Genomic DNA, 9637 nt, shown 5'->3' on the forward strand with positions numbered 1-9637 from the left:
CCGCTCGGCCGGCCGGGCGGCCGGCTGGGCGGGCAGCCGGGCCGGCGGCGGCGCCTGTTCGAGGATCACGTGGGCGTTGGTGCCGCTCACCCCGAAGGCGGAGACCGCCGCCCGGCGGGGGCGGCCGGTGGCGGGCCAGGGCCGGGCCTCGGTCAGCACCTCGACCGCGCCGGCCGTCCAGTCGACCCGGCGGGACGTTTCCTCCACGTGCAGGGTGCGGGGCAGCACGCCGTGCTGGAGCGCCAGCACCATCTTGATCACTCCGCCGATCCCGGCGGCGGCCTTGCTGTGCCCGAGGTTGGACTTCATCGAGCCGAGCAGCAGCGGCCGCCCGGGCGGGCGCCCCTGGCCGTAGGTGGCGAGCAGCGCCTGCGCCTCGATCGGGTCGCCGAGCGCGGTGCCGGTGCCGTGCGCCTCCACCGCGTCGACCTCGTGCGCGGCGAGCCGGGCGTTGGCCAGGGCCTGCCGGATCATCCGCTGCTGGGCCGGGCCGTTGGGCGCGGTCAGGCCGTTGCTGGCACCGTCCTGGTTGACCGCGCTGCCGCGCACCCGGGCGAGCACCGGATGCCCCTGCCGGCGGGCGTCGGAGAGCCGTTCCAGCACCACCACCCCGGCGCCCTCGGCCCAGCCGGTGCCGTCGGCCGCGTCGCCGAACGACCGGCAGCGGCCGCTCGGCGACAGCCCGCGCTTGCGGCTGAACTCCAGGAACACCCCGGGCGTCGCCATCACCTGGGCGCCGCCCGCCAGCGCCAGCGTGCACTCGCCCGCCTGCAGCGACCGCACCGCCAGGTGCAGCGCGACCAGCGAGGAGGAGCAGGCCGTGTCGACGGTCAGCGCGGGCCCCTCCAGGCCGAGCGTGTAGGCGATCCGGCCCGAGGCGGCACTGGTCAGACTGCCCATCAGCAGGTGCCCCTCGTACTCCTCGGGCGCCTCGTACCAGCTCGGGCCGTAGTCCTGGTACGCGATGCCGACGAAGACCCCGGACCGGGTGCCCTTCAGCGAGCGCGGGTCGAGTCCGGCCCGCTCCACGGCCTCCCAGGAGGTCTCCAGCAGCAGCCGCTGCTGCGGGTCCATTGCGGTCGCCTCGCGCGGGCCGATGCCGAAGAACCCGGCGTCGAACTCGTCCGCGTCGTGCACGAAGCCGCCCTCGCGCGCGTACGTGGTGCCGGAGCGGGCCGGGTCCGGGTGGTAGAGCGCGTCCAGGTCCCAGCCGCGGTTGGCGGGGAACGGGCCGACCGCGTCCCGGCCCTCGGACAGCAACTGCCACAGCTCACCGGGGGAGCGCACCCCGCCCGGGTACCGGCAGGCCATCCCGACCACCACCACCGGGTCGTCCGGCCCGTCCCCGCCCTCGGCCGGCGGCGCCTCGGCCTCGGCCCGTTCGCCGAGCAGCTCGGCCCGCAGGTAGCGGGTCACGTCGTCCGGGGTCGGACAGTCGAACAGCAGGGTCGCCGGGAGCCGCAGCCCGGTCCGCGAGCCGAGCCGGTCCCGCAGCTCGGCCGCCAGCTGCCGGTAGACGCCGAGCCGGCGCCAGGGTTCCGAGCCCGCCACCCGGCGGTGCCGCTCGTGCCCGAGGACGGCGTTGACCTCGGCGGCCACCAGCTCCGACAGGAACGCCTCGCGCTCGCCGCCCGCCAGCCCGGCCAGCCTGTCGCGCACAACGCCCATCTCTCGAACTCCCTGGTTCATCTGATCCATCACTCGGGCAGGGCGCCCGGAGCCCCGCGCTGGGGTGCTCCGTCGACGAGACGTGGACGCTGTCCATTCGTCGGCTCAACGACCGGCCGCCCGCCAAGGCACGTGTACGGGCGGTTTTCGAACGTCGCGGTCACATCCGGGCGGCCCGGTACGTCAAGGTGGTGACCGACCACGACGAGGGGATGCGGACGATGGACGAGCACGACTGGGCGGCGGAGCGCTTCGAGGCCGAACGGGGCCGGCTGCGGGCGGTCGCCTACCGGATGCTCGGCTCGCTCAGCGAGGCCGACGACGCCGTGCAGGAGGCCTGGTTCCGGCTCGACCGCTCGGACGGCGACAGCATCGAGAACCTGTCCGGCTGGCTGACCAGGGTGGTGGCCCGGGTCTGCCTCGACATGCTGCGCTCGCGCGCCTCCCGGCGCGAGGACCCGCTCGACGTCCACGTGCCCGAACCCATCCTGAGCAGCGCGGACGGCGTCGACCCCGAGCACGAGGCGCTGCTCGCCGACGCGGTGGGACTGGCCCTGCTGGTGGTGCTGGAACAGCTGGCGCCCGCCGAGCGGCTGGCCTTCGTGCTGCACGACATGTTCGCCGTGCCGTTCGACGAGATCGCGCCGATCGTCGACCGCACCCCGGCCGCCGCCCGCCAGCTCGCCAGCCGGGCCCGCCGCCGGGTCCGGGGCACCGACACCGTCCCGGACGACCTCACCCGGCAGCGGGAGGTGGTGGACGCCTTCCTCGCGGCCTCCCGCGGCGGCGACTTCGAAGCCCTGGTCGCGGTGCTCCACCCGGACGTGGTGCTGCGCGCCGACGGCGGGACGCTCGCGGCCGGCGCCTCCAAGCTGCTGCGCGGCTCCCGCGAGGTGGCGGCGCAGGCGCTCACCTTCAACCGGTTCGCGCAGTTCGCCCGTCCGGCGCTGGTCAACGGCACGGCGGGGATCGTCGCGGCGCCCGGCGGGCAGCCGTTCTCGGTGCTCGGGTTCACGGTGGTGGGCGGTCTGATCGTGCAGATCGACATCCTGGCCGACCCGGAGCGGCTCGCCAGGCTCGACCTGACCGTGCTCGACGACTGACGGGCCGCCACCACCGCCCGCGGACCGGCGCGAGCAAGGTCCTGAGCTGCGGTCAGGACGTCCGTGCGCCCGGCCGGGCCGCTCCCGGAGCGTGACGGGGATCCCCTAGGCTCTCCCCATGGCGTCTTCGGGGAACACGGGTACGGACGGGTACGGCACGGCGGTCGTGATCGGCGGTGGGCTGGCCGGTTCGCTGGCGGCCTGGGCGCTGCGCGGCACGGCCCGCCGGATCGTGGTGGTCGAGCGCGACCGCTACCCCGAGCAGCCGGCCGCCCGGTCCGGCACCCCGCAGGGCCACCACGCCCACCTGCTGCTGGAGGGCGGCCGCCGGGCGCTGGAGGAGATGCTCCCCGGCATCGGCGCGGAGCTGGACGCCCGGCAGGCCCGGCTGGTCGACGTGCCCGCCGACATGAACTGGCTCAGCTCCGCGGGCTGGATGCCGCGGTTCAGCACGGGCCTGGCCTTCGTCTCCTGCACCCGCCCGGTGCTCGACCACGCCGTACTGGAACGGGTCCGCACCGAGCCCTCGATCGAGTTCCTCGAGGGCACCGCGGTGCTCGGCGTGCTCGACGACGGCGCCGCGGTCACCGGCGTCCGGCTGCGGGCCAGGGGCGCGGCCGAGGACGAGGTCACCGAACTCCCCGCGGAACTGGTGGTCGACGCCGCCGGCCGCTCCTCCGGGATGCCGGGCTGGCTGGCCGCGGCGGGCCTCGCCACCGCGCCCGAGGAGCGGGTCGACCCCGGGGTGGCCTACTCCAGCCGGCTGTTCCACCGCCCGGCCGGCGCGGACCCGGACCAGCCCGCGGTCTACCTGCAGACCAAGGCGCCGGACCAGCCGCGGTTCGGGGTGCTGCTCCCGGTCGAGGGCGGGCGCTGGCTGGTCACCGTCGGCGGGATGCGCGGTGCGGAGCCTGCGCCCGGCGAGGCCGGGTTCGCCGCGGCGCTGGACGCGCTGCGCGACCCGATCCTGCGCGACCTTCTGGTGGACGCCGAACCGGCCGGCGAGGTCCGGGGGTTCCGCCCGGGGCCCGGGGTGCGCCGGCACTACGAGCGCAGCGCCCCGGAGGGCCTGGTCGCGGTGGGCGACGCGGCCTGCACCTTCAACCCGGTGTACGGACAGGGCATCTCCACCGCCGTGTTCGGCGCCCGGGCGCTGCGCGAGGCCGTCCGGGCCCACGGCATCGGCCGCGCGGGCGCCCGGGAGGCCCGCCGCAAGGTGGCGGCCGCGGCGGCCGACGCCTGGCTGATGTCCAGCAGCGAGGACGTCCGCTTCCCGGCCACCGAGGGCGGCCCGTCGGGTGCGGCGGTTCGGATCCAGCACCGCTACCTGGACCGGGTGATCGCCCGGGCGGCCGTCGACGAAAAGGTGTGTGCCGCCTTCGTCGCGGTGATGGGCCTCACCGAGGCGCCGACCACGCTGTTCCACCCGAAGGTGCTCTGGCCGGTGCTGCGCGGGGCGTGAGCGCCCGGCGGGCGCTCAGCGCAGGCCCGCGGCGACGGCGAGTTCGGCGGCCGCGGCCGCGGCCAGTCCGCCGGTCCACGGTTCGCCGTGCCCGGTGAGCACGGTCCCGGCGTCGAGCGCGGACATCACCCGCAGCGAGCGGAGCGCCTGCGCGCTGTCATGGGTGAAGGCCCGGCAGATCAGACAGGGCCCGACCCGGCCGCCCACGCTGTCGCCGGTGACCAGCGCGTCCCCGGTGAAGGCCACCGACCGGTCCGGCAGCAGCACCACCGAACTGCCCGCCGTGTGGCCCGGGGTGTGCACCACCTGCGGCCGGCCGGGCACGTCCAGCCGCTCGCCACCGGTGAAGGTCCGCGGCTCGGGGACGGCCCGGGTGCCGAGCGCCCCGAGCCGGGCCAGGTGCAGCGGCGCGGCGAGGGCGGCCGGGCGGCGCACCGCGTAGGCGGCGAGCGGGCGTTCGGGCTTCCAGTACCTGGCGGTGCGCAGCGGCGCCCGCAGGATCGGGGCGTCCGCCTCGTGCACCCAGACCTCCGCGCCGGCTTCGACGGCGACCCACCGGGCCGGCCCCAGGTGGTCGAGGTGCCCGTGGGTGACCACGACGGCCCGGATGTCGCGCACCGAGCGGCCGAGCCGGTCCAGCTCGGCGGTGAGCCGGGCCCGGTGCCCGGGCAGGCCGGCGTCGACCAGGGTCAGGTCGGTGCCGTCCTGGACCAGGTGGAAGTTGACGTGGCGGTCGCCGAGCCGGTGCACCCCGGTGGGCAGCGCGGTCGCGGGGGAGACGTTCATCGGGCGGCCGTCCGCAGGGCGTCGGCGTCGGCGAGGGTGACGGTGCAGCCGGCCGCCTCGACCAGGTCGGCGCCGAGCAGCGCGCCCGGGGTCCAGGCACCCGGTTCGGCCCCGGCGGCGACCCGCAGCGCGGTCTCGGCGGCGATCACGGCGGTGACCGCGAATCCTTCGCCGCAGCGCAGTTCGGGGGCCCTGACCCGGCCGGTGGCGTCCAGCGCCTCGGCCCAGGCGTGGGAGACGCCGTCGGCGGCCCGGTCCGCCCGGTCGCCCTGAGGCCGTCCCTCCCTGGGCACCGGCCGTCCTGGGCGCCGGGCGACCGGCGCGGACCTGGCGATCCGGTGAACATCATCCGAATCGATCTTCGGGCGCGCGGGCCGCTTCCTAGGCTTCGGGCGTCCTGCCGTCCGAAGAACCGAGAGTCCCGACCATGCTCTACCTCGCCCTCCTGCTGCTCGCCGCCGGCCTCACGCTGATCGTGCGCCGCCTGCGCGGGAACGCCGGCTTCCGCTTCGCCACCCTCACCGGGTCGCTGCTCACCGTCCTCGGGCTGCTGGCCGGCCTGTCCACCGCCGCGTACGTGGTCGAGCCGTACGAGGTGGCCGTGCCGACCACGCTGGGCCGGGTCGGCGGGACCTGGCAGCCCGGCCTGCACCTGAAGTCCCCGCTGACCGAGGTGACGGCCTTCTCCACCCGGCCGCGCGACCTCAACCTGACCGGCAACGACACCGTCGAGGTCCGTTCCTCCGAGGGCGGGGTGCTGTACGCCGACCTGACGGTGAAGTGGGCCATCGACCCGCAGCACACCCGGGCGCTCTACCAGCTGGCGGGCAGCTCGGACGCGGTCCAGCAGGGCCTGGTCCTGCCGGACAGCCGGGAGATCGTCCGCAACGTCTTCGCCAAGCACACCGGGGTCGAGGGCTACTCCTCGCAGCGGGAGGCGATCGGCGCCGAGATAGCCGAGCTGGTCACCGACCGGCTGGCCCCGCGCGGCATCCTGGTGACCGCCGTCAACCTGCGCAACGTCCGGCCCTCCGACAGCCTGCAGCACGCGATCGACCAGAAGATCCAGCAGGACCAGGCGACCGCCCAGGCCCAGGCCGCGGTGCTCACCGCCAAGGCGGAGGCGGAGAAGCGGAAGATCGACGCGGACAGCACGGCGGCCGCCAACGCCGCCATCGCGGGCTCGCTGAACGACAAGATCCTGATGAGCCAGTGCATCGAGGCGTTCAAGGCCGCGGCCGAGAAGAACCCGGTCTACGCCAGCCCCTGCGGTTCGACCGGTACGCCCGTGATCGTGGACGGCACCAAGCGCTGACCCCGGCCCGCGCCCGGGGCCGGGCGTGCGCTCACTCCGCGGTGAGCGCCTGCCCGACCAGGGTCGCGGCGGCCGGCCGCGCGTAGTCGAAGGCCGCCGGGTCGTTGATCGAGGTCGCCAGCGCGGTCGCGCCCTCGAACAGGACGAACAGCCGGTGGCCGAGCTCCTCCGGGTCCGCCGCGCCGGCCTGGCGCGCGGTGTCGACCAGTCTGTCCAGGAACCCCTGCTTGTAGGCGTGTATCACCGCCCGGCCGGGGTGCGCGGGTTCGGTGAGCTCGACCGAGGCGTTGTGCATCGGGCAGCCCCGGAACGCCGCCCCCGGACGCTCGAAGAGCGCCACCAGCCGCTCGCCCGGCGCGAGTTCGGTGCGGTCCAGCCGGCGGTCGAGCAGCCGTCCGCTCTCGGTCATCCGCCGCAGGTACGCGGCGACCAGCTCGTCCTTGCTCTCGAACTGCTGGTAGAGGGTCCGCTTCGAGACGCCCGCGACCTCCACCACCTCGCCGATCCCGGTGGCGTTGATGCCGTGCCGGTAGAAGAGGGCCGACGCCGCGGCGAGGATCCGCTCGCGGGGCCCGTGGGTCGTCGCCGGTTGGTTGGCCATGGGTCCATGGTACCGACCGTTATCCCCGATGTGAAACGGTGCCCATTTCGCGCCGTGAGCCGGGTCACAACTTTCTGCGGTACCGATCGGTTTCCATTCGGTGTTAGCGTTCCTGAAAAGCCGGGACCATCGGGTGCCCTGCGGTGAACCAGCCTTGCTGCCAGCCGTGTTGTGCCGATCCACCCCGTCCCGGGGCTCGCATCCCCGGCATCGGGAACCCTTTCGAAAGGACCATCCATGACCAAGCTCGCGAATCCCGCCGTCGCGTTGGCCCCGCCACCGGCCCGGACGGCCGGACGCCGGGCCGGCTTCGTGGTCGTCTGCCTCGGCCAGCTGGTGATGTTCGTCAACATCACCCAGATCACCACCGTGCTGGCCCCGATCCAGCAGGACCTCGGGCTGTCCGGGTCCGCGCTGGTCTGGGTCGCCAGCATTTACTCGATGGTGCTCGCCAGCCTGGTCCTGTCCGCCGGTACGGTCGGCGACATCATCGGCCGCCGCCGGACCTTCGCCGCGGGCGCCGCACTGCTCGCGGCCGGCAGCCTTTCGGTCTTCCTCTCCTCCGGGGCGACCGGGGTCATCCTCGGACAGGCGGTCATGGGCGTCGGCGGCGCCATGGTCCTGCCCAACAGCCTCGCCCTGGTCACCCACGCCTTCCCCGACCCCCACCGGCGCACCTCGGCGGTCGGCATCTGGGTCGCCGTCTCCGGCGTCGGCCTGGCCGTCGGCCCGCTCGCGGCCGGCCTGATCCTGCAGCACCACTCCTGGCACGCGGTCTTCCTGGTCGACGTGGTGCTCGGCGCCGCCGTCCTGCTGCTCACCCCGTTCCTGGTCACCGAGAGCCGCAGCCCCGGACGGCACCTCGACCCGCCGGGCCTGGTCCTCGCCGTGGTCGCCATCGGCGCGCTCAACTACACCGTGATCGAGGGCGGCCACGGCGGCTACGGGCAGCCGAAGGCGCTCGGAGCGGCCCTGCTCGCGGCAGCGGCGCTGGCCGCCTTCATCGCGGTCGAGATCCGCACCCGCACCCCCATGCTGAACCTGCGGCTGTTCGCCGTACGCTCCTTCAGCGCGGCCAACCTGATCGCCTTCATCGCCCAGTACGGCTTCGTGGCGGTCGCGTTCGTCCAGGTGCTCTACTTCGAACGGGTCCGGCACGAGTCGATCCTCGCCACCGGCGTCCTGATGCTCTGGCTGATGGCCTCGTACGTGCTGGCCAGCCCGCTGTCCAGCCGGGCCGTGCGGCGGTTCGGCTTCCGCGCCACGCTGGCGGCCGGTGCGCTGCTCGCCGCCGCCGGCACCCTGCTGATGACCGGCCAGAGCGCCACCACGCCCACCCTGGTGGTCGGCGGGTGGATGGCCCTGTTCGGCACCGGCGCCGGCCTTCTGCTGCCGCCGAGCACCGCGGCGGCCGTGGTCAGCGTCCCGCACTCGGACGGCGGCATGGCCGGCGGCACGGTCAACCTGTTCCGCCAGGTCGGCGGCACGCTCGGGTCGAGCATCACCGGCACGGTGCTGACGGGCGGCGCCGCCGCCGGGTCCTTCGCCGGGGCGCTGCACACCGCGGTGCTGATCCCCGCGGTGGGTGCGCTGGCGGCCGCCGCCACCGCGCTCCTGTTCGTCCGCAACCGGCCCGCCGGGGGCTGAACGGGGGCGCTGAACTGGCTGGGCCGGGCGGTCGGCCGCCGCGGTGGCCGGGCCAACGCCCCGGTTGCCGGGCGCGATTGGGTGGCGCAGGGTGAGTTCCGCGGACCGCGGGCCGCTCCGGCGCGGCCCGGCTATCCCGAACCATTGACTGTCGTCACCGGCGCGGCATACTTGCCTCACTCCCTGCTGAGCCGAATGAGGTGCCGCCCGTGGAGCTGACCCGTTCCGCCCATGTCGACACGTTCTGCCGCGACCGGCTCCCGCCGCCCGAGCAGTGGCCCGAGCTCGTGTTCGACCTCCCGGAGCTGGCCTACCCGGCACGCCTCAACTGCGCCAAGGTCCTGCTCGACGACACCGTCGACCGCCACGGCCCCGACCGCCGCTGCCTGCTCACCCCCGCCGACCACTGGACCTACGGCGAACTCCGCCGCCGCGCCGACCAGGTGGCCCAGGTCCTCACCGAGGACCTGGGCCTGGTCCCCGGCAACCGGGTCCTGCTGCGCGGCCCCAACAACCCCTGGCTGGCCGCCTGCTGGCTGGGCGTCCTGAAAGCCGGCGCGGTCGTCGTCACCACCATGCCGCTGCTGCGCGCACCCGAACTCGCCGCCCTGCACGGGATCAGTGCCCCCGTCGTCGCCCTCTGCGACCACCGCTACCTCGACGAGGCCACCGCCGCCGGGCTCCCCGGCACCCGGATCCTCCCGTACGGCGGGCCCGGGCCCGAGGACCTGACCGCGCGCTGCGCCGCCAAGAGCGGGCGCTTCACCGCCGTCGACACCGCCGCCGACGACGTCGCCCTGATCGCCTTCACCTCCGGCACCACCGGCCGACCCAAGGCCACCCTGCACTTCCACCGCGACGTGCTGGCCAACGCCGACACCTTCTCCCGGCACATCCTGCGGCCCGGCCCCGACGACCTCTTCGCGGGCACCCCGCCGCTCGGCTTCACCTTCGGCCTCGGCGGGCTGCTGGTCTTCCCGCTCCGCGCCGGCGCGGCCAGCCTGCTGCTGGAACGGGCCACCCCCGAGCAGCTGGCCGAGGCGGTCGCCGCACAC

9 protein-coding genes are annotated in these 9637 nt (G+C 75.1%); 5 read left to right on the forward strand and 4 right to left on the reverse strand.

The window, feature by feature from the left end:
* On the reverse strand, window positions 1–1659 hold a 1659-nt coding region (locus AA75_RS24690), incomplete at its 3' end, for a type I polyketide synthase (RefSeq protein ID WP_233289175.1).
* A gap of 230 nt (window positions 1660–1889) precedes the next feature.
* Here AA75_RS24690 and sigJ point away from each other — a divergent pair.
* Together sigJ and AA75_RS24700 are read left to right on the forward strand one after the other, a co-directional pair.
* Complete coding sequence (gene sigJ / locus AA75_RS24695; protein ID WP_033822435.1) at window positions 1890–2771, forward strand: RNA polymerase sigma factor SigJ; 882 nt, start codon at window positions 1890–1892, stop codon at window positions 2769–2771.
* 118 nt (window positions 2772–2889) lie between these two features.
* Window positions 2890–4233 (forward strand): NAD(P)/FAD-dependent oxidoreductase, encoded by a 1344-nt coding sequence (locus tag AA75_RS24700; RefSeq protein WP_051813246.1) that lies wholly within the window; start codon window positions 2890–2892, stop codon window positions 4231–4233.
* Between the two features lie 15 nt (window positions 4234–4248).
* Here AA75_RS24700 and AA75_RS24705 read toward each other — a convergent pair whose 3' ends face one another.
* A complete protein-coding gene (locus tag AA75_RS24705; protein WP_033822423.1) occupies window positions 4249–5019 on the reverse strand; it encodes an MBL fold metallo-hydrolase in 771 nt (256 codons plus the stop codon).
* Window positions 5016–5312 carry a hypothetical protein gene (locus AA75_RS47845; protein ID WP_033822424.1) on the reverse strand — a complete coding sequence of 99 codons (297 nt, stop codon included), beginning with the start codon at window positions 5310–5312 and terminating at the stop codon, window positions 5016–5018. Before AA75_RS47845 ends, AA75_RS24705 begins: the two co-directional genes overlap by 4 nt.
* 134 nt (window positions 5313–5446) lie before the next feature.
* Here AA75_RS47845 and AA75_RS24715 point away from each other — a divergent pair, with 134 nt between their 5' ends.
* Window positions 5447–6334, forward strand: a complete 888-nt coding sequence (locus tag AA75_RS24715) for a prohibitin family protein (protein WP_033822425.1) — start codon at window positions 5447–5449, stop codon at window positions 6332–6334.
* A 31-nt stretch (window positions 6335–6365) separates the two neighbouring features.
* Here the strand turns inward: AA75_RS24715 and AA75_RS24720 are convergent, their stop codons facing one another.
* Window positions 6366–6935: a TetR/AcrR family transcriptional regulator gene (locus tag AA75_RS24720; RefSeq protein ID WP_033822426.1), complete on the reverse strand. Its 570-nt coding sequence runs from the start codon at window positions 6933–6935 to the stop codon at window positions 6366–6368.
* A 237-nt stretch (window positions 6936–7172) separates the two neighbouring features.
* On the opposite strand from AA75_RS24720, the gene AA75_RS24725 reads away from it, so the two are divergent.
* Window positions 7173–8582, forward strand: a complete 1410-nt coding sequence (locus AA75_RS24725; RefSeq protein ID WP_033822427.1) for an MFS transporter — start codon at window positions 7173–7175, stop codon at window positions 8580–8582.
* Between the two features lie 209 nt (window positions 8583–8791).
* A partial coding sequence (locus AA75_RS45965) for an AMP-binding protein (protein ID WP_033822428.1) occupies window positions 8792–9637 on the forward strand: 846 nt, incomplete at its 3' end.

The organism is Kitasatospora sp. MBT63 (assembly GCF_000710465.2).
Taxonomy (GTDB): Bacteria; Actinomycetota; Actinomycetes; order Streptomycetales; family Streptomycetaceae; genus Kitasatospora.

Bases quoted from the DNA above. Each gene is read 5' to 3' on its own strand.
- sigJ (WP_033822435.1), top strand. From the start codon at position 1,890: ATGGACGAGCACGACTGGGCGGCGGAGCGCTTCGAGGCCGAACGGGGC.
- AA75_RS24725 (WP_033822427.1), top strand. From the start codon at position 7,173: ATGACCAAGCTCGCGAATCCCGCCGTCGCGTTGGCCCCGCCACCGGCC.
- AA75_RS24720 (WP_033822426.1), bottom strand. From the start codon at position 6,935: ATGGCCAACCAACCGGCGACGACCCACGGGCCCCGCGAGCGGATCCTC.
- AA75_RS24715 (WP_033822425.1), top strand. From the start codon at position 5,447: ATGCTCTACCTCGCCCTCCTGCTGCTCGCCGCCGGCCTCACGCTGATC.
- AA75_RS24705 (WP_033822423.1), bottom strand. From the start codon at position 5,019: ATGAACGTCTCCCCCGCGACCGCGCTGCCCACCGGGGTGCACCGGCTC.
- AA75_RS24700 (WP_051813246.1), top strand. From the start codon at position 2,890: ATGGCGTCTTCGGGGAACACGGGTACGGACGGGTACGGCACGGCGGTC.